We start from the raw sequence: 18,708 nt of genomic DNA, 5'->3' as shown, positions 1-18,708 counted from the left end.
TGACCTCCTTAACTGATCGCTTGTTGTTTACTCTGTAATTCATGCATTCGGGCATAGACACCGCCATACTCGATGAGTGACTGGTGGTTGCCTCGCTCAATGATTCGACCGTGGTCGAGAACGAGAATCTGGTCCGCTTCCCGAATCGTTGAAAGTCGGTGCGCGATGACAAATGTCGTCCGACCGTACGTGAGTGTTTTGAGCGCATCCTGAATCAATGCCTCCGTCTCCGAGTCGACGCTCGCTGTCGCTTCATCGAGGACGAGGATGGCCGGGTCAAAGACGAGGGCGCGTGCGAAACTGATCAACTGTCGTTCTCCACTCGAGAGTGAAGCTCCACGCTCAATCACCGGTTCATCGATGCCTTGCGGTAGCTGCTTCACGAAACGGTCTGCCCCGACGGCTGTGAGTGCTTTCCATACCTGTTCGTCCGTAATCGTCTCATCGCCAAGCGTGACGTTCGTGCGAATCGTTCCAGTGAATAGGAACGGGTCTTGTAAGACGATCCCGAGATGGTCTCGTACCGCCTGCGTCGGTAGTTTTGTCACGTCCATGCCATCGATTCGGAGGACTCCGGCGGATGGGTCATAGAAACGCATGAGCAAGTTCATGATTGAGCTCTTCCCGCTTCCCGTATGTCCAACGAGTGCGACCGTTTCACCAGGAGCAGCGTGTAGTTCAATCTGTTGCAACACCGGTTTCCCTGCTTCATAACTGAACGTGACATCATCAAAGACGACATCCCCTTTAAAGCGTGGAAGACGTTCCGATGAGACCGGTTCCCCTTTTTCGTCGAGCAGTTGGAACATCCGGTCGGCCGAGACGAGCGCTTGTTGGAGTGGTGACAATTGGTTCATGATTTGTGTCACTGGCTCAAAGATCCGCGAGACATAGTCGATATACGCGTACAGAATCCCAAGTGTCAGGACACTTCCCGTACCGAGCGTTTGAGCCCCGACAAACCAGATGAGTAAGGCGAGCGCCATGTTTCGGAAGAAGTTGACGAGGTTGTGGCTCATCAACGCATCCAATTTCAACAGTTTCCGTCTCGTTTGGAAGTTGTCGCTGTTCTTCTCATTGAACTCGTCATAAACGAGATTTTCGCGGACGTATGATTGAATGATTGGCATCGTTTGAATGCTCTCATTCAACTGCGCGTTCATATCCGCGACGAGTGCGCGGACACGGAAGTTATTTTTTGTCGAGAAACGTTGGAACAACTTAATCCAGACGATGACGACCGGGATGATAATGAGCGAGACGAGCCCTAGACGCACGTCTAGGAAGAACATCGCAATGAGTACCCCGATCATCATGACGACACTTTGGAAGACGCGAGCGAGCACTCCTAAATACAGGTCGCGTATCGTCTCTGTGTCATTCGTGACACGACTGACAATCTTCCCGATTGGTGTCTGGTCAAAATAGCGTACCGGAATCGTTTGAAGATGCTTCATCACGTCAAGACGCATCGTTTTGACGATTTTATGCGCCGATCGTTGTAGGAGCATCTGTTGTCCCCAGTTCAATCCGGCCGCAAATAGTAACAGGACGACGTACAATCCCGATAAGAGAAGGACAGCTCGTAAATCCGTCTGATAGAACTGGAACACGTCGGTCGACGAGAGCGAGACAATATTGTCATATGTCGCCGTTTCGTCCCCTCTTGAAATCGTCAGCACGTCGCCATCGACTTCACGGACGCCTCCGCTCATAATCGCCTCAGGTACGAGATAGTACCCATCGGTCGTTTGGACAATCGAGACCGGCTGAATCACCTCTTGACCGTCTAGTCTCGTTTCTTTCTCATACGATTCTCCATTAAAGGAAACACTACCGCCGGATTCGACTTGAACCCAGTCACGCTCGATGGCGACGATATGCTCATCGATAATGATTTTGGCGATATACGGCCCGGCAAGTTCTGCACCGACCGCTAAAAAGAGTAATGTCAGTCCGAGGAAGATGGAGCGCTTCACTTGCTTGGCATAACCAACGAGTGAGCGGATCGTTTTCTTCCGGCGGACCGGATCTAATTCATATTGATCGATCATGAGAGATTCCCCCTTTCCCGGATTACTCCGTCTCTCCTTGTCGAATAAATTGTTCATAGTACCAACCGTGTCGTTCCATTAGTTGGTCGTGGGTGCCGCGCTCGGTAACTCGTCCATCTTGAAGGACGAGAATTTGGTCAGCATGTGCCACCGCAGAAAGACGGTGCGCCACGATAAAGGTCGTCTTCGCCTCACGGCTCGTGCGGACCGAATCGATTATGCGTGATTCCGTCTTCGCATCGACTGCTGAGAGCGAATCGTCAAGAAGCAGAATCTCAGGATTTTTCAGTAAGGCGCGTGCAATCGACAATCGTTGCTTTTGTCCACCTGACAGCATGACCCCTTGCTCCCCTACGACGGTATCGAGACCGTTCTCCAAGTGTTCGATGTCCGTATCGAACGCCGCGAGATGAATGGCTCTGTCGAGTGCTTCATCCGAAACATCATCCACTCCGAAACGAATGTTATCACGCACCGTTTTTGAGAATAGAAGATGCTCTTGTGACACATAGCCGCTCCAACCACGGACCGTTTCAAGTTTAATGTCCGAGATCGGCACCCCGTTCACGAGAAGGGAATCGTCAATCGGATACTCCCGGAGCAATTGACGTAACAACGTCGTCTTCCCAGCTCCAGTAGGTCCGACAATTCCAATCGTCTCACCACACGAGACGTGCAGTACGATGTCCTCTAACGACTCCCGATTCGCGTTTGGATAACGGAATGAGAGCGATTTGAAGGTGATCTTCTCCGGTACATCGATGTGAACCGTTCCGGTTGACGAAACGTCCGGTACCTCATTCATCGTCGTCTCAATCCGTTCCAAGCTCGCCGTTCCTCGTTGGACGACGTTGATGAGTTCCCCGAAGGCATACATCGGCCAAATCAACATCCCTAAATAAATGTTGAAGGAAACGAGTTGACCGAGCGTGATGTCGTTCGTAAAGACGAGATACGTCCCGAACGAGAGTCCGATCAAATAACTGAGTCCGACGAGTAATTTGATGACCGGCTCAAACAAGACGTCGATTTTAGCGACATGCATGTTTTTCGCCATCACGTCATCCGTGATGTCATCAAATTTTTTCGTATCCGCCTCTTCTTGAACGAAGGAACGAACGACCCGAAGACCGGAGATGGATTCAACGACTTGGTCGTTCATCACGCCGAACGAATCTTGGGCTGCCGTGAACCGTGTATGAATTTGACTCCCAAGTTTATTCATCGACCAGGCGAGAATCGGCATCGGCAAGAGTGCTGCGAGCGTCAACTTCCAATCGATAAACACGCCCATAATCGTCAAGGCGATGAGCGTCATGTTGAACGAGTCGACTAATGTCATGACCCCAAATCCCGCTGTACGCTCCACCGCTTTTAAGTCATTCGTCGCAAGTGCCATCAAGTCACCCGTACGATGTTGTTGATAGAAGCGCGGTGTTTGTTTGAGAAGGTGACCAAAGAAGCGACCTCTCAATTTCTTTTCAAGTAAAAAGGCTGTCCCGAAGAGTCGGGCAATCCACAAGTATGACATCACGTACGATAACACCATGATGCCGAGTAGCGACGATACAATCAGAATCAATCGCTCTGTCGTCAAACTTCCTTCACGAATCGCATCGATTGCCTGACCGATAATCCAAGGTGGCAGCATATCTACAACCCCTGTGATGATCAATAAGATAATCGCAATCACGTACGTTCGTTTCTGTCTTTTAATAAACCAATCCAATTGCTTAATCAGTTTCATGACTGATTTCCCCCTTCCGCCCAATCCATCCGAACACGCAAAAAAGCGCACTCCACCTGATTGTGCAACCAATCAAATGAAGCGCGCTTGAAGTAGTCTTCAGTCTTTTGCATGGTCAGGGAAAGGACACTACCCCTATCCAGCTGCCAATGTCACGCAGTTAAATATGAGTAGCCATATGATGTTTTGAGTGTGTTTGTGAGTGCAATGTTGTTCATCGTTCTGGCTCCTCTCGTCTCATAGTTTTAAAATCTACTCAAACCTTAGCAAACTGTTCTGAAAATTGTCAACATTATTCTGTAAAAAAATTGTAACTTGATTTAGTTTAAGAAAAACATGCCTAAAATGAGACCAATGACCCCTGTGGCCGTCACGTAATAAATCATCGGCATGAGCGTGTAACGGATGATGGTCCCTTCCTTGCCGAGTAATCCAGCAACCGATGCGACCGCTACGACGTTCAGCACACAGATCATGTTCCCTGCGTTCGCCCCTGCCATCTGCATCGATAAAGCGAGCGTTTCATTGAGTCCAACCGACTCCGCAACGTTTGTCGTTAAACTTGAAAACATCATGTTCGAGAAGGTCGCCGACCCTGACACGAAGGCGCCGAGCGCCCCAATCCACGGTGCGACAAGCGGCCAAACCCCGCCGAACGTGTCAGCAGCTGCCGTCGCGAGTTCGACCGGCATCGAAGCGAGTCCGGCACCCCCGTTTTCAGAATGGATGAATATGCGGACCATCGGAACCGACGCCGCTAACGTGATGGCCGTTCCGACGACTCCAAGTGTCGTCGCCTTAAACACCGATGTCACTTGTGACCAACTCATGTTGTGTAAGAAGAATGTCGCAATAATCGTCAGGATGAACATGAAACCTGGTGAATAGAACGGTTCCCAAGACGTCGAAACTCCTTCTACCCCGAGGATGTTCGGGAGATTGATCCGGACACTGCGAGAGAGTTCGTTTAAAAATGGTACGGTACGGGTGAGAACTAAGAAAATCGTCAAAATGAGATAAGGTGCCCACGCCTTCCACTGTGGTAATTCACGCGTGGTTGATTTGAGCGTCACTTTCTCAGTAGATGGTTCTAATTCATCCACATATCCATCAAACGTCCAGACACGTTTCGGCATGAGAATGCCTTTACGAGCCATAGCAACGAGGATGACGAGACCGGTTAAACCACCGAGCATGCCACCGAACTCAAACCCGAGGATGAGTGTCCAAATGTACGCCGGTACGCTGTACAACAGCGCCGCCACAATCGCGATCGGAAATACCTCGAGTGCAGGTTTTATCGACTTTTCCTTACTGAAGAAACGCGTCAACATCAAAATTAAAATGAACGGGATGAATAGTCCGACTACCATATCGATCAACACCGTCTGTAAGACGACCTCTGTCAAGAAGGCAATCGACTCAGGCTGGTTCACATCTAAAGATAGACCGTTCCCGATCCCGATAAGTGCCGGTGTCCCGACCGCACCAAATGTCACAGCCGACACGTCTGCGGATAATGCAATGACAACGGCGGCAATCGGCGGAAATCCGAGTGCGATCAAGAGCGGTGCTGCAACCGTTGCAGGCGTCCCGAATCCAGATGCGCCTTCAATAAATGAAACGAATAACCATCCGACAATCAAAACTTGAATACGCGGGTCAGGTGTGATGTTGACGAATCCGGAGCGAATCGCGTTCATCCCGCCCCCTTCTTTCATCGTATTCATCATTCCGATCGCCCCGTAGACAATCCATACTGTCGTGACGGCGATGACGAGTCCTTGTAATGTCGCCGCCATAATTCGTGTCGCATCCAATTGCCAGACGAAAAACGCTAAAATTGCCGTCGTCACGAGTGACAAGGGCATGGCTACCGATGCAGGTAAACGCATAATGACCAATAAGATGAGCACGGCCACAATCGGTGTCAGTGCTGTAATCCATTCTAAAATCGTCAATATAGACCCACCTTTTCGTGTTTTCCCCTACCGTAAACAGATGTCCCATCACGATTCTTCTTCAGCGAGTCGATCTAACGTACGTTCAATCACATCATACGGAAATCCTTTGCGTCGAAGCTGCATCTTCATACGCTGTTTGCGCTCGAACGCATCGTACCCGCTGAACTTCCGACTCAACTTCTCAGCCTGTTTCAGACATGCCGCAACTTCGACATCTTCGTCCTCTTCTTCCCAAAAAGTTTGAATCGCCTCTGAAATAATATCAAAGGTAAACCCCCTTTGCATCAGGGTTTGTTGAATTCTTTGTTGCACTTCTGTGGCAGAACGACGATTCGTTTCCAGTTGTTTCCTTTTCACGAACTTTCCGGCCTTCTCGACGAGATCTTCGTGTGAGATTGATTCTAATACGGATTCAACAACGTCCGTTGGGATTCGGAGCTGTTCGAGCTCGCGTTTGATTTTGATCGGCCCACTTGGACTCGTGTTGAATTTCGTCTGGACATACGCTTTCGCGAACTCCTCATCGTTCAAATAGCGCTGCTCGATCAGTCGTGTGATGGCATGTTTGATAGCGGATTCACTTAACTCTTTCTTCACGAGATAGTCCCGTACCTCTGAGATGGCACGCATTCGATACGATAAATAATTGATGGCTAACTTATAGGCTTTCTGAATTTCTTCCGCCTCAAGGACGTCTTGCACAAAATCGTCTTCGAGCTCCATCCCTTTTGTGAGCCCATACTTGATGAACACATCGACATCGATAGCGAACGCGAACTCCTCTTTCCCTTCCCGTTCGATGAAGACGTTCAGTCGGTCTTGGTTCTTCTTCTGGGTCGTGAACTTTGCAATTTTCACAACGACTCCCCTCCATTCCATGTTTCTAACATATCACGTTCAAGAAACGTAGAGGATTTTTGATAAGTTAGAAGAAAGGGTATTCATCTGGATATACTGACTTATACCCATTTTAGAAACAACACATGATATCGGAGGGAATTTCATGAAAATCGCAATCACCGGTGGAACCGGGCTCATCGGTCAACCACTCGTTCGTGCACTGGCCGACGCCGGACATCAAGTCGTCGTGTTGACACGTCATCCACGTCCCCGCCATCGCGGTGTGTCGTTTATCGAATGGTTGACACCAAATAGTAAACCAGAAGAGGAACTCGAGGGAACAGATGCGTTCATCCATTTGGCCGGCGCCTCAATCAACGACGGACGATGGACCCACAAACAGAAACAAGCCATCCTTCAAAGTCGAATCGAAGGGACGAAGGAAGTCGTCCGGATCATTCAACAGTTGAAACAAAAGCCACAGGTCGTCATTAGCGGCTCGGCCATCGGCATATACGGTGAAGATCGTTCCATTACGTATTCCGAAGAAACCCCATTACCGACACGGACTAATTTCCTCGGGAATGTCTGCGTCCTCTGGGAACAGGAAGCAGAACCCATTCGTGATTTAGGCGTTCGTCTTGTGACGATGCGCACCGGCGTCGTCTTATCGAATGATGGCGGTGCCTTCCCATTAATGAAACTCCCCTATCAATTCGGGGTCGGTGGTAAAATTGGTTCAGGAGAGCAATGGGTTCCTTGGATTCATTTAGACGACCTCGTCCGCTTGTTCGTGCACGTCATCGAGACCGATTCTATCGAAGGACCGGTCAACGGTACTGCACCTACACCGGTGACGATGAACGAGTTCGGGAAGACGATTGCGAACGTGATGCATCGTCCTCACTGGATCCCGGCACCTGCCCCAATGATGGAACTCGTCCTCGGTGAAAAGAGCGTCATCGTCCTAGAAGGAGCGAAAGTCGTTCCGACGAAGGCACTTCAACACGGTTTCGAGTTCCGCTATGAAACATTGGAACCGGCTCTAACACAACTACTACAAGATGCTTAAGGAGAATGAATTGTGAGTCACTTACTAATCCGAAATGCCCATATTTACCCCATCACTGCCCCCCATTTTTACGGAGACCTCCGTGTTCGGGACGGGAAAATCGTCGAAATGTCCGATTTGCTTGAACCGACTGACGGGGAGCATGTCATTGAAGCCGAAGGAAACTTTTTATTCCCCGGCTTCATCGATGCTCACACCCACCTCGGATTATATGACGAAGGAACGGGCTCTGTCGGGAACGACGCCAATGAAACGGTCGAAGCGATGACGCCTCATGCTCGTGCGATTGACGGGGTATACCCGCTTGACGAAGGATTTCAAGAAGCGCTGATGGCAGGCGTAACCGCCGTTCAGGTCATGCCAGGAAGTATGAACGTCATCGGTGGTGTGACCAGTGTCATCAAAACACACGGTCGCTATATTGACGACATGATCGTCCGTCGTTATGCCGGATTGAAGATGGCGCTCGGCGAAAACCCGAAACGGATTCATAGTATGGGGAAAACCGGTGATTTGACGCGGATGGGGATTATGGGGTTGCTTCGTGAAGCGTTCCGTACCGTCGGGTCGACCAAAACGATCGGAACGTTCGGCAGCCAGATGATTCAACTTGCCCTCGACCGAGAGATGCCGATTCGTGTGCATGCCCACCGCGCCGATGACATTTTATCTGTCGTTCGCTTTGCCCAAGAGTTCGATCTCGACTATCGCATCGAGCATTGTACAGAAGGTCATCTCGTCGTTGAAAAATTACAAGAACTCGGTGTGAAACATGTCACCGTCGGACCGACGTTTACTCGAAAATCTAAAATCGAGCTTCAGAACAAGACGTGGGAGACGTATCGCATTCTCCATGAGCACGGCATGATCGTCTCCATCACGACCGACCATCCGTACACACCGGTCCAATATTTGAACTTGTGCGCCGGACTTGCAGCACGTGAAGGACTGCCTGTCGACATCGCGTTACGCGGAATCACCATCAATCCGGCTGAATCACTAGGTGTCGCCGACCGAATCGGCTCTCTCGAAGTCGGAAAAGATGCCGATTTGGTGCTTTGGAGTCACTTCCCGCTCGACTACTTATCGAAGCCGATTATGACCATTGTGAACGGTGAAGTCGTGTACAAAACGGACCGTGCTGAAACCCATCATGAGGTCGAGTAATTTTCATTATTTTTCATAAGGGTTTTTACGCATAATTTACTTGCTTTTTTAAAAATACTATATAAAATTATCTTGTAACTTCATAAAGCAGCCAAGGCGGTTCGAACAGCGAAGCCAGAAGTATGCTTTCGTTACGACTATTCTTCAGCGGTCTGAAATAGGAGGAGGAATGTAAAGGTGCTCAAATTTCGTGAGCTCACCGACTGCGCGGAGTTGTTCGAACTGATGCAACACCCAGATGTCTTTCCGTATGTCCGTCAAAAGACGGTCCATTTTGACGAGTTTTTATTTAGCACGAAGCAAATCATCGAGCTAGAAGAGCAAGGAAATATCATCTCACGTACCATCACGAACGAGTATGGCATCCCGATTGGGACGATCAGCTTGTTCGATGTCGAATCCGGCTATGGATTCCTCGGCACGTGGCTTGGCAAGCCGTATCACGGCAAAGGTTATAATCAAGTGGCGAAAGAGGCGTTCTTCTCAGAACTGTTCTTCGAGCTTGATATTGAGAGCGTATTTTTAAAAATCCGTAAATCGAATGAACGATCGATTGCGGCAGCAAAGAAGCTCCCGTACGCGTTTTGCGCGAACGAGATCCGCTCTGAACTGCTCGCGGAGATCAACCAAGGTGACGTGGAGTATGTTTTATACGAGGTATCCAAGTCGAGCTTCCAATTGTACTTGCATGCCCTGCACGTCCCGGAATACGAAGTGCCATACGAGGCACAACTCGAAGCATGAGCCAATTCTGTCAAAGAATTGGCTTTTTTGTGGCGTTTTTGTGTGGATTTGATGGAGGGAACTTGTCGGAGCCGAATAAATCTGTTCTAATTCGAAGAGATAGGTATGATAGAAGTATGAGGGATTTATCACAACTCCCGTTAACCGTTTTGCAAAGGAGAATGGCATATGTCAGAATCAATGTTTCGTATCCTCGTGACCGACGACGAAGAACAAATGCGCGATTTACTTGTATCAAATTTAGAAAAAGAAGGGTATGAGACGGTCACCGCCTCAAACGGCCTTGAAGCGATTGAACGCTTGAAAGAAGAGACGTTCCATCTCGTCTTACTTGATGTGATGATGCCGGAACTCGACGGATTGACGGCTTGCATGCGCATCCGTGAGTTCTCAAACGTACCCATCATCCTGTTGACGGCACGCTCAGAAGAGCTCGACCGTATTCATGGCCTCAAAATCGGGGCAGACGATTACATCACGAAACCGTTTAGCCCACGCGAATTACTCGCACGAATCGAAGCGACGCTCCGTCGCACGCACAGCTTCTCAAAAGAACAAGAAGCGACGTTTGATGTCGGGGTCCTCTCAATCGATATCGAAGGACGTACCGTCAGTGTGAAAGGGAAGACCGTCAACTTGACACGAAAAGAGTTTGATTTGCTCTACCTATTCATCACGAACGACGAAAAAGTATTCTCTCGTGAACAATTGCTCGATCAAATTTGGGGGACCGAGTATCATGGTAACCTTCGCACGGTGGATACTCACATTAAGACGCTTCGCCTGAAACTCGGCGAGGCGGGCGGTTATATTCAGACAGTCTGGGGAATTGGCTACAAATTCGAGGCAAACGGATGAAACGATACACGATCAGGAAGCGGATTTGGATTACCATCTGGACAGCCAGCCTCTTCTCAGCGTTCGTGTTTCTCATCATGACGTTTTATCTGTACGACAAGTTCTATATTCAAACGCAAGAAGAACTGCTCATCAATCGCGGTGAGAAACTTGTCACCATCTATAAGGCCGACGGTTTCTCGGACGCGTTCGCCGATAGTATGACGTACACGAACGAATTGACCGAAACGAAAGTGTTCCTCTCCTCCGTTCGAGAGGACACACTCGGCTCCGGTAAAACTTTTTTAAGGCAGCAAGACCTCGAACGGTTGCAGGACGGTTATGCCATCTCGGTGACCCGGAAACATCCGACCGAGGACGTCGACATTTTGATGACCGCATTTCCTCTCATCCGCGACGATGAACTCGACAATGCACTCATTTTGTATATGGAGCTCAGTAAAATCAGTGAACCGTTCCAACCGATTCGGCTCATGATCACGTTTTTACTCGTCCTCATGATCGTGAACTTGCTCCTATTCGGTAAACAGATCATCGACACGATCATCCAACCACTCATTCAGATGAAGCGTGCCTCTCAAGTCTATGCGCAAGGTGATTTCTCCCACCGCATCCCGATCGTCTACGACGATGAAATCGGTGAACTCGCAGACACGCTCAACTCGATGGCGGAATCGCTCGGACTTGTTGAAGAGCAGCGTAAAGAGTTTCTAGCTAACGTCAGTCACGAACTTCGCACGCCACTCTCCTACATCCGCGGTTATACCGAGATGCTTCAAGATGAAACGTTGGACGAAAAAACGAGGGCGCAATATTACGACATCATCGAGAACGAGACGAACCGGCTTCAGCGCCTTGTCACGGACTTACTCGATCTCGCCCAGCTAGAGCGGGACTCATACCCGATGACGAAAGAACCGGTCGTTTACTCGCAAGTGCTTGAAGACGTTCTCTATCGTCTTGAACCGATTGCCCGGGCAAAAGGCGTGACAATCGAATCGGATTTAGACTTCGACTTGATCATCCTCGGTGACCATGACCGACTCGAACAAGTCATCGGCAATCTTCTCGACAACGCGCTCCGATATACGGACGCTGGCAAGACGATTCATGTGAAAACGTTCGCCGAAACCGAATATGCAATTACGGAAATACGTGACGAAGGTCGAGGCATCCCGAAAGAAGATTTAGACAAATTGACGGAACGCTTCTATCGTGTCAATAAATCACGGACACGAAAAGATGGCGGAACCGGTCTCGGTTTGGCCATTGCGAAGCACATTATCGAGCGTCATGAAGGGTCTCTTCATTTCAGCTCTGAAGTCGGACAAGGAACGACTGTCACTGTCGGTTTGCCGCTTCTACCTGACGATGAATTTGATATGTAAATAGGCAGCCGCGATGGCTGCCTTTTCATATGTCTTTCCCTTTATATTGTTCGGTTGACTCTTGCTCGAGTCGTTCACGTTCGGCATGCGTCTGCGGAAAACCGTTCGCCTGCCACTCGGCACGGTGACTCGAATCGAGTTGCGTGAGCCCTTGCTCCGCCTCATCCTGATCCGCATCGACACTTTCCCGCTCATCCATCTTCTGCCACGTATCTTCTTCCTCACGTTGCGAAAGCAGCGCCGCCACTTTTGGTGCAACGAGCGCCGCACCGGCAACACCTAAGACAATCCCCATCAACACTTTCCGATCCATCCTAACCCCTCCTTCACTATGCACTCTTCATTCCACCATTTTATAATCTCAAAACCATTATCGAAAACGTTTACAACATTTCTACGAGTGGAATGGCTAATGGAAGGAGGCGATTGAATGGAAAAGAAACGACCTACCTCGAAACGTCCGTTTGATAATCCAGACGCGGTAGACACGGATAAAGAGAGTATTTTTGACGAGGACGGCATGCAAACCGTCGACCCGATTCCTGTCGAGGAATTGAACGAACGAGTGAAGGATGAAAAGAATAAACGTCACTCGAAAGATGAGTCAGTGAGTGAAAAGAAATATAAAGACAAATAAACAAGCTGCGGACGTTTGTCCGCAGCTTGTTATGTTAAATCCTTCGGTGAAAATCCGTAAGGCAACATCTCTTCTTTCGTCATCACTTTCGTATCACCGTTCAAGTTTGCAAGAATCAACGTGAAGTCTTCACCAGCGAATTCAGCGATCACTTGGCGGCACGCACCGCATGGTGAAATCGGGCCTTCTGTGTCACCGACGACGACGACCGTTTCAATCGCGTCACTACCTTCTGACACGGCTTTAAAAATGGCTGTGCGTTCGGCACACATCGATAGTCCGTACGAGGCGTTTTCCACGTTACATCCTGTAATTTCGTTTCCTGATGTATCGATGACAACAGCTCCTACTTTAAACTTTGAATACGGTGTATAGGCGCGTTTGCGCGCTTCGATGGCTTTATGGACGAGTTCTTGTACGCGTTCTTGTGAGATCATAGGATGTTCCTCCACTTCTATATTTGAAAAGAAGTCTGACATCTGAACTATATCGTGAAAACGCTTACGTGACAAGCCTTTTCACGGTCTCGTCAATATTTTTTCTTTTTCTTTTTCTCGAATACGACGACCGACTCGACATGAGATGTCTGTGGGAACATATCATACGGCTGTACGTAATTCACTTTGTATCCCGCTTTCATCAACTGGTCGGCGTCACGTGCGATCGTCTGCGGGTTACATGACACGTAAACGATTCGCTTCGTTTTCGACGAGATGATGGAATTGATCAATTGATGGTCCATCCCTGTGCGTGGCGGGTCGACTACGATGACGTCTGGGATCCATCCATCTTTTACCCAACGTGGAATCCAATGCTCGGCACGCCCTTCGACGTATGTGACATGGTTATAGCCATTTTCACGCATATGGTCATTGGCATCTTCGACCGCTTCCGGCACGACTTCCATTCCACGGATTTCTTTCGCATATGGGGCTAACCAAAGTCCGATCGACCCTACTCCTGCATACGCATCGATCACACGTTCTTCACCTGTCAATCCTGCGGCCTCGACCACTTCACGGTACATTTTTTCTGTCTGTGCCGGATTCAACTGGAAGAATGCGCGTGGTGATAAGTGATAATGAACGTCGTCTAATTGTTCATCCATTTTCTCCTGACCGGCGATGTGAACTGTCCGATAACCGAAAATAACACCCGAACGGTTTGCATTGATATTGATATGGAACGACACTACGTTCGGCAATTCCATGATGCGGTCGCTCAATTCATCTAAATCAGGGACATCTTCATGTCCGACGACCAAAACGACTTGAACATCGTTCGTGTTATAACCCGAACGGACGACGATGGTGCGCGCGTACCCCGTGTCGCGACGTGCATCGTAGACGGGAATATCAAGTTCGTTTAAAATACGGACAATCGCATTGTTGATGTTCGTCGTATCCCGTTGTTGGACCATACAGTGCTCGATCGGCACTAGATGGTTCGAGTTCGGTTTGTAGAGACCTGATACGATCTCACCGCGACGCGTGCCGAGTGGGAATTGTGATTTGTTCCGGTAATACCATGGATCTTCCATTCCGATTGTTGGACGGATATCCGATTTGTCCACGTTTAGTTTCGTCTTTTGACGGAAGGCGTTTCGAACGATTTCTTCCTTATACTCCATCTGCAGACTTGAACTCATATGTTGGATTTGGCAGCCCCCGCACTCATCGTAAATCGGACAAGGTGCTTTGACGCGGTCTTTCGAGTCGTTATCTCGTTTGACGACACGCGCTTCCGCATAGTTTTTTTCCACACGCGTGATTTCGACTTTGGCTCGTTCTCCCGGCAATAAGTTCGGAATGAAGATGACCATGCGATTAAGTGTCGCAATGCCTTCTCCATTAATGCCAAGTCGCTCGACCGTGACATCTTTAAAATCTCCTGTAATTAATTTCAATCTGATTCATCCTTTCGAGACGATTGTTCTAGGTCTTTGGCGTAACGCACTACTTTAGCGCGCAACGAATCAATGTCGGCTAACAGGCGATGTAAATCTTCAGGTGTCGTATGCTCGTCTAGCGTATTGACCGATAGACAGAGTAATTCCGTTCTCGATTTTAGGACGTTCATCTTTCCGGCAGTATCTGTTCGTGATTTACCCATCTTGTAATCGCTCCTTTGGTTCGTGACAAAGAGTTGCTATTATAGCATACTATTTCGTGTAACTTGATGAAAAGGTGGAATCCACATGCAAAACATCTCCCCAACTTTCGACCCTTGGGAAGCCTATCTCGACCAAGTCGAACACGGTCGACTCGTCTTATCCAACGTCGAAGTAACCACAACGAAGCTGTGTAACATGCGTTGCGAACATTGTGCGGTCGGTTATATGCTCGACCAAACGGAAGAACCAGAAGTTCCGCTCGACCTGTTGATTCAACGACTGGATGAGATCGAACATTTGCGTGCCTTCTCCATCACAGGCGGTGAACCGATGCTGTCCATGAAATCGGTCCGCAACTATGTCGTTCCATTGTTACGTTATGCGAAAGAACGTGGGGCCCGTACGCAAATCAACTCGAATTTGACGCTACCGTTATCTCGCTATCATCTTATTACCCCTTACTTGGACGTTTTGCACATTTCGCATAACTGGGGCACCGATGACGATTTCCTTGAAGGCGGATTCGCGATGATGGACCGGAAACCGAGTGAAGAGGCCCGATTGAAAATGCTCCAGACGATGAAAGACAACGCACGTGCTCTCACATCTGAAGGAATCATTGTATCCGCGGAGACGATGATCAACAAGCGGACGATTCCTCATTTGAAAGAAATCCATGAAGAAATTGTCTCACTTGGTTGCCAAAGACATGAGGTTCACCCAATGTACCCCGCAGACTTCGCTAGCGCCCTCGAATCAGCATCGCTCGCTGATACGCGACAAGCCATCCATGACTTACTCGATGCCCGTGACGAGAACGTATGGATGTTGTTCGGGACGTTACCATTCTATGCATGTTCTGACCTACCTGAAGACCGTGCTCTGTTGAAGCGACTTCATGAAACAAAAAACGTGACCGTTCGAAACGACCCAGATGGACGTTCTCGTCTCAATACGAATATCTTTGACGGACAGATCATCGTGACCGATTTCGGTGATGAACTCGGTTCACTCGGCACCGTCTATGACACACCATTCCAAGAGGCGTATGATAAGTGGACGAACAGCCAATTGAACGCTACACTCTCTTGTCACTGCCCTGCCGTGAAGTGTCTCGGGCCGAACGCACTCGTTAAACAAGCCTATTATCCGACGGTCGATTTCCAATCTCGTAAAGCTACATCGTTTTAAATATTTTGATTCGGGAAATGTTCTGTATATTAAATGAATCGAGGTGCGTGTAGATGACTGCGATTTATATCCTCATGATTACCGTGATGGCCATCATTATTTTTGGCGGAGTACTGAGCATCTTATTGACAGCCGCATTCGTTTCAGACAAAGTAGAGCATGATGAAATGTTTAGTCAAGGCAGTTGGGATGATGAATTGCTGCATTTGAATCACTCTCCACAACCGATTGACGACACGAAAAGCTGAGACCCTTCTCGGCTTTTTACTTTGACTTCATGAGGTGAACCTATGCTCCGTTTTCGTTTTATGATTTTACTATTGATTGTCTTTATTTCCGGTTTGATTCAAGGTGCGCTCATCCCACTCTTATCCACGTTGATTGAACGGGATGGGGCCCCGGCCTGGGTGAACGGACTGAACGCGACGATGCTTTACGTCGGTGTGATCGTCTCTGCGCCTCTCCTGGAGCGATTCGTCCGTAAATATGGATTCCGACCGACCATCGTCCTCGGTATCGTATTGACGGCTGTCGCGACCTTCGCTTTACCGATTTGGCCGTCCTTACTCGTTTGGGCGATGATGCGCTTCTTCATCGGATTCGGCGACTCGGCTCTACACTACGGGTCACAAGTATGGGTGACCTCAGCAAGTGAAAAGAGCAGTCTCGGTCGAGCGATGGCGTATTATGGAATGTCTTTCAGTCTCGGTTTTGCCATCGGTCCATTGATCGCACCACTCGTCGACCTATGGTTTTGGTTACCGTTCCTCATCATCGTCTTCTTCTGTCTCGCTTCGTTGATGCTCGTCTTTAAAGTCGAGAACGAGTTTCCGGAGGTCGAAAAAGTGAAGACCGACTCGAAAGGACGAATTCGACTGATTCTTGTCGGTGCGGGATACACGCTTCTCCCTGCCTTTACATATGGGTTTCTCGAAGCGAGCTTAAATGCCAACTTTCCCATTTTTACGTCTCGGAATGGGATGAGTTTGACGGAAACGAGCACACTCATCACGACGTTCATCGTCATGTCGATTGTCGTTCAGCTTCCTCTTGGTCGCCTCGCAGACTTGTACGGTAAGAAGCGGATCTTACAAATCGTGCTGACGTTTGGTACCCTCGTATTCACTTTGGCGAATCTTGTTGTCGATTCCTATGTCGGTCTACTCTTCCTATTCGCACTTGCCGGCGCCGGGCTAGGATCGACTTATTCACTCGGTTTGGCGCATATGACAGAGGTGCTTCCCCGTTCGTTACTGCCGACGGGAAACATGCTCTACAGTATTTCATTCAGCATCGGCTCGATCTCAGGTCCGATGATCGGTGCCTTCTGGTTGTCTTTACCGAAAGAGGTCTATTTCTTTATGTATGCCGTCATTCTCGGTATTCTAGCGCTACGACTCTTCACGTCAACCGCTAAACCAATCGACTTATAAACAGAGGCAGATGGTTCCCATGAACCACCTGCCTCTGTTTTATTCCACTACTCGTTCCATTTCATCATCGTTTAACTGCAAAGCTCGGATGAACACTTCGTCTAGCGCGAATGGTTCAGTGTCTAGCGAAGCGAGTACATCGGATTTTAGCGTCACTTCTACGACACGGTCATCGAACTGCCATCTCGTCTGAATATCATCACCTTGTCTTGTGGCGCGGGTCGCCACTAGACCGTGACGTTCTTTTAAACTTTGACTCACGCACTTCATCACGTACTTGACGTACTCATCTTTCGGCTGACGTGAGATGAGAATGTTTCGAACGATTCGATTTCTAGTCATTGTTTCTCCTCCTCCCTTTGAATGATTGCGCACGCAAGTCTTTACAAACGAAGACCGATTTTCGAACTTTAAAATTCAGAATTTTTAATATATTTTGTCACGGGATTTCAATTCCGTCAACTCTGTCTCTATTTCAAATGACATCCGTTTTTTTTGTACGGCGACCTTGAAAATACGTAGATAAATAAATGCCGACAATAACGAATCCGAGTCCGACCACCGCATTCCACGGAATCGTTTCACCGAGTAAAATCCCTGACAACATGACACCAAATAAGGGAACTAAAAAGATATAGAGTGAAATTCGACTGACCGGATTGTATTTCATCAATGTGTTCCACAATGTAAATCCGATCGCTGACAACATCGCCAAGTAAAACAGGAACGCAATCGTCTGTCCGGTGTACGGCATGGAAACACCATTCGGGTCTAATAGATAGCCAATCAGCAGTAACCCAACTGAACCGATCACCATCGCCCAAGCCGTCATCGGGGCAACATCATACGTCTTCGAGTAGTCCTTCGCTATCAAGTTCCCGAACGCTCCGGATACCATCGCCAAGATGAGTAAAATCTCTCCTAACCCAAAACCAACTTCAGATCCGGTCGCCGGCCAGTTCGCGATGACGATTCCAGAAAAACCAAACGTTAAAGCAAACCCCTTCAATCGATTCAATTTGTCGTCTTCATATCGGAAATGAGCGAGGGCCATTTGGAAAAACGATGTAGAACCAGCAATGATTGATCCCTGGACCCCGGTCGAAATGGACAGTCCGATATAGAAGAACAAGTATTGTAGAAACGTCAAAAACAAACCGAGATGCGCATACGCCTTTACCTTTTCACGGGTGAATCGGACAGACCGTTTCAAAACGGTCTGACTGATGATGAGCAATAGAATCCCTGCGAGTAAAAAGCGCTCGCCAGCGAACAATAGTTGTTGCCCATACTCATTCGATTGGATATCAAGTTTCTCATAACTCAACTTGATGAATGGGAACGCACTCCCCCATAACAACGTATTGAAAATCGCCAATAACGCCACCGTCCAAGGGCGTTCAAATATATTTTGCATGACACAAAAACTCCTTAATCTTTTTATTTGTGAGTCACTGATAAGCGTGTTAAGATAAATCTAGATAACAATCATTATAAATA

General features: G+C 48.5%; 19 protein-coding genes. 9 read left to right on the top strand and 10 right to left on the bottom strand.

Translation table 11 applies throughout. The features are described from left to right. Positions 1-8: 8 nt before the first annotated feature. The 4 genes from KNO68_RS13185 to recX form a co-directional block, all read right to left on the bottom strand. Positions 9-2,054: an ABC transporter ATP-binding protein gene (locus tag KNO68_RS13185; protein WP_215112563.1), complete on the bottom strand. Its 2,046-nt coding sequence runs from the start codon at positions 2,052-2,054 to the stop codon at positions 9-11. A gap of 22 nt (positions 2,055-2,076) precedes the next feature. Then, positions 2,077-3,801, bottom strand: coding sequence for an ABC transporter ATP-binding protein (locus tag KNO68_RS13180; protein ID WP_215112564.1), 1,725 nt, complete (start codon positions 3,799-3,801; stop codon positions 2,077-2,079). Positions 3,802-4,121: 320 nt separating this feature from the next. Further along, a complete protein-coding gene (locus tag KNO68_RS13175) occupies positions 4,122-5,762 on the bottom strand; it encodes an L-lactate permease (protein ID WP_078146381.1) in 1,641 nt (546 codons plus the stop codon). 48 nt (positions 5,763-5,810) lie between these two features. Next, positions 5,811-6,623: a recombination regulator RecX gene (gene recX / locus KNO68_RS13170; protein ID WP_078146380.1), complete on the bottom strand. Its 813-nt coding sequence runs from the start codon at positions 6,621-6,623 to the stop codon at positions 5,811-5,813. A 145-nt stretch (positions 6,624-6,768) separates the two neighbouring features. On the opposite strand from recX, the gene KNO68_RS13165 reads away from it, so the two are divergent. The 5 genes from KNO68_RS13165 (at position 6,769) to KNO68_RS13145 (ending at position 11,834) form a co-directional block, all read left to right on the top strand. Continuing rightward, a complete protein-coding gene (locus tag KNO68_RS13165; protein ID WP_078146379.1) occupies positions 6,769-7,677 on the top strand; it encodes a TIGR01777 family oxidoreductase in 909 nt (302 codons plus the stop codon). Between the two features lie 12 nt (positions 7,678-7,689). Further along, a complete protein-coding gene (locus tag KNO68_RS13160) occupies positions 7,690-8,844 on the top strand; it encodes an amidohydrolase (protein ID WP_015880875.1) in 1,155 nt (384 codons plus the stop codon). Between the two features lie 177 nt (positions 8,845-9,021). Then, a complete protein-coding gene (locus KNO68_RS13155) occupies positions 9,022-9,588 on the top strand; it encodes a GNAT family N-acetyltransferase (RefSeq protein WP_215112565.1) in 567 nt (188 codons plus the stop codon). A 168-nt stretch (positions 9,589-9,756) separates the two neighbouring features. Further along, on the top strand, positions 9,757-10,446 hold the full coding sequence (locus KNO68_RS13150) for a response regulator transcription factor (protein WP_074037712.1): 690 nt from the start codon (positions 9,757-9,759) through the stop codon (positions 10,444-10,446). Beyond that, on the top strand, positions 10,443-11,834 hold the full coding sequence (locus KNO68_RS13145; protein ID WP_015880872.1) for a sensor histidine kinase: 1,392 nt from the start codon (positions 10,443-10,445) through the stop codon (positions 11,832-11,834). Before KNO68_RS13150 ends, KNO68_RS13145 begins: the two co-directional genes overlap by 4 nt. Before the next feature lie 25 nt (positions 11,835-11,859). Here KNO68_RS13145 and KNO68_RS13140 read toward each other — a convergent pair whose 3' ends face one another. After that, positions 11,860-12,147, bottom strand: a complete 288-nt coding sequence (locus KNO68_RS13140; protein ID WP_015880871.1) for a hypothetical protein — start codon at positions 12,145-12,147, stop codon at positions 11,860-11,862. A 117-nt stretch (positions 12,148-12,264) separates the two neighbouring features. Here KNO68_RS13140 and KNO68_RS13135 point away from each other — a divergent pair, with 117 nt between their 5' ends. Next, positions 12,265-12,471 carry a hypothetical protein gene (locus KNO68_RS13135; RefSeq protein WP_078146374.1) on the top strand — a complete coding sequence of 69 codons (207 nt, stop codon included), beginning with the start codon at positions 12,265-12,267 and terminating at the stop codon, positions 12,469-12,471. A gap of 29 nt (positions 12,472-12,500) precedes the next feature. Here the strand turns inward: KNO68_RS13135 and KNO68_RS13130 are convergent, their stop codons facing one another. The 3 genes from KNO68_RS13130 to KNO68_RS13120 form a co-directional block, all read right to left on the bottom strand. Beyond that, the gene (locus KNO68_RS13130) at positions 12,501-12,908 is read right to left on the bottom strand and encodes a cytidine deaminase (protein ID WP_078146373.1); all 408 of its coding nucleotides are present in this window, start codon (positions 12,906-12,908) and stop codon (positions 12,501-12,503) included. Between the two features lie 92 nt (positions 12,909-13,000). Then, a complete protein-coding gene (rlmD, locus tag KNO68_RS13125) occupies positions 13,001-14,377 on the bottom strand; it encodes a 23S rRNA (uracil(1939)-C(5))-methyltransferase RlmD (RefSeq protein WP_215112566.1) in 1,377 nt (458 codons plus the stop codon). Beyond that, positions 14,374-14,583, bottom strand: coding sequence for a hypothetical protein (locus tag KNO68_RS13120; protein WP_015880867.1), 210 nt, complete (start codon positions 14,581-14,583; stop codon positions 14,374-14,376). Before KNO68_RS13120 ends, rlmD begins: the two co-directional genes overlap by 4 nt. An 85-nt stretch (positions 14,584-14,668) precedes the next feature. Between KNO68_RS13120 and yfkAB the strand changes: the two genes are divergently transcribed. Genes yfkAB through KNO68_RS13105 form a run of 3 tightly spaced genes read left to right on the top strand, consistent with a single transcriptional unit; the run spans position 14,669 to position 17,208 of the window. Further along, positions 14,669-15,775, top strand: a complete 1,107-nt coding sequence (yfkAB, locus tag KNO68_RS13115) for a radical SAM/CxCxxxxC motif protein YfkAB (RefSeq protein ID WP_214685591.1) — start codon at positions 14,669-14,671, stop codon at positions 15,773-15,775. A gap of 53 nt (positions 15,776-15,828) precedes the next feature. Then, a complete protein-coding gene (locus KNO68_RS13110; protein WP_015880865.1) occupies positions 15,829-16,023 on the top strand; it encodes a hypothetical protein in 195 nt (64 codons plus the stop codon). Positions 16,024-16,065: 42 nt separating this feature from the next. Beyond that, entirely contained in the window at positions 16,066-17,208 is a 1,143-nt protein-coding gene (locus KNO68_RS13105; RefSeq protein ID WP_078146369.1) for an MFS transporter, read from the top strand. Between the two features lie 39 nt (positions 17,209-17,247). Here the strand turns inward: KNO68_RS13105 and KNO68_RS13100 are convergent, their stop codons facing one another. Both KNO68_RS13100 and KNO68_RS13095 read right to left on the bottom strand, forming a co-directional pair. After that, positions 17,248-17,550, bottom strand: coding sequence for a hypothetical protein (locus tag KNO68_RS13100; RefSeq protein ID WP_214685590.1), 303 nt, complete (start codon positions 17,548-17,550; stop codon positions 17,248-17,250). Positions 17,551-17,683: 133 nt separating this feature from the next. Continuing rightward, the gene (locus KNO68_RS13095) at positions 17,684-18,625 is read right to left on the bottom strand and encodes a DMT family transporter (protein WP_214685589.1); all 942 of its coding nucleotides are present in this window, start codon (positions 18,623-18,625) and stop codon (positions 17,684-17,686) included. Positions 18,626-18,708: the final 83 nt, after the last annotated feature.

This window comes from Exiguobacterium sp. s75 (genome assembly GCF_018617145.1).
GTDB classification, from domain to species: Bacteria; Bacillota; Bacilli; order Exiguobacteriales; family Exiguobacteriaceae; genus Exiguobacterium; species Exiguobacterium profundum.
Note: the sequence above shows the minus strand (reverse complement) of the source record. Positions and strands in the feature narration are given on the sequence as shown.

Excerpts from the sequence above, each read along its gene's own strand:
- KNO68_RS13150 (WP_074037712.1), top strand. The coding sequence starts at position 9,757 with ATGTCAGAATCAATGTTTCGTATCCTCGTGACCGACGACGAAGAACAA.
- KNO68_RS13130 (WP_078146373.1), bottom strand. The coding sequence starts at position 12,908 with ATGATCTCACAAGAACGCGTACAAGAACTCGTCCATAAAGCCATCGAA.
- yfkAB (WP_214685591.1), top strand. The coding sequence starts at position 14,669 with ATGCAAAACATCTCCCCAACTTTCGACCCTTGGGAAGCCTATCTCGAC.
- KNO68_RS13145 (WP_015880872.1), top strand. The coding sequence starts at position 10,443 with ATGAAACGATACACGATCAGGAAGCGGATTTGGATTACCATCTGGACA.
- KNO68_RS13120 (WP_015880867.1), bottom strand. The coding sequence starts at position 14,583 with ATGGGTAAATCACGAACAGATACTGCCGGAAAGATGAACGTCCTAAAA.
- KNO68_RS13095 (WP_214685589.1), bottom strand. The coding sequence starts at position 18,625 with ATGCAAAATATATTTGAACGCCCTTGGACGGTGGCGTTATTGGCGATT.
- KNO68_RS13185 (WP_215112563.1), bottom strand. The coding sequence starts at position 2,054 with ATGATCGATCAATATGAATTAGATCCGGTCCGCCGGAAGAAAACGATC.
- KNO68_RS13100 (WP_214685590.1), bottom strand. The coding sequence starts at position 17,550 with ATGACTAGAAATCGAATCGTTCGAAACATTCTCATCTCACGTCAGCCG.
- KNO68_RS13135 (WP_078146374.1), top strand. The coding sequence starts at position 12,265 with ATGGAAAAGAAACGACCTACCTCGAAACGTCCGTTTGATAATCCAGAC.
- KNO68_RS13180 (WP_215112564.1), bottom strand. The coding sequence starts at position 3,801 with ATGAAACTGATTAAGCAATTGGATTGGTTTATTAAAAGACAGAAACGA.
- KNO68_RS13140 (WP_015880871.1), bottom strand. The coding sequence starts at position 12,147 with ATGGATCGGAAAGTGTTGATGGGGATTGTCTTAGGTGTTGCCGGTGCG.
- KNO68_RS13105 (WP_078146369.1), top strand. The coding sequence starts at position 16,066 with ATGCTCCGTTTTCGTTTTATGATTTTACTATTGATTGTCTTTATTTCC.
- KNO68_RS13165 (WP_078146379.1), top strand. The coding sequence starts at position 6,769 with ATGAAAATCGCAATCACCGGTGGAACCGGGCTCATCGGTCAACCACTC.
- KNO68_RS13110 (WP_015880865.1), top strand. The coding sequence starts at position 15,829 with ATGACTGCGATTTATATCCTCATGATTACCGTGATGGCCATCATTATT.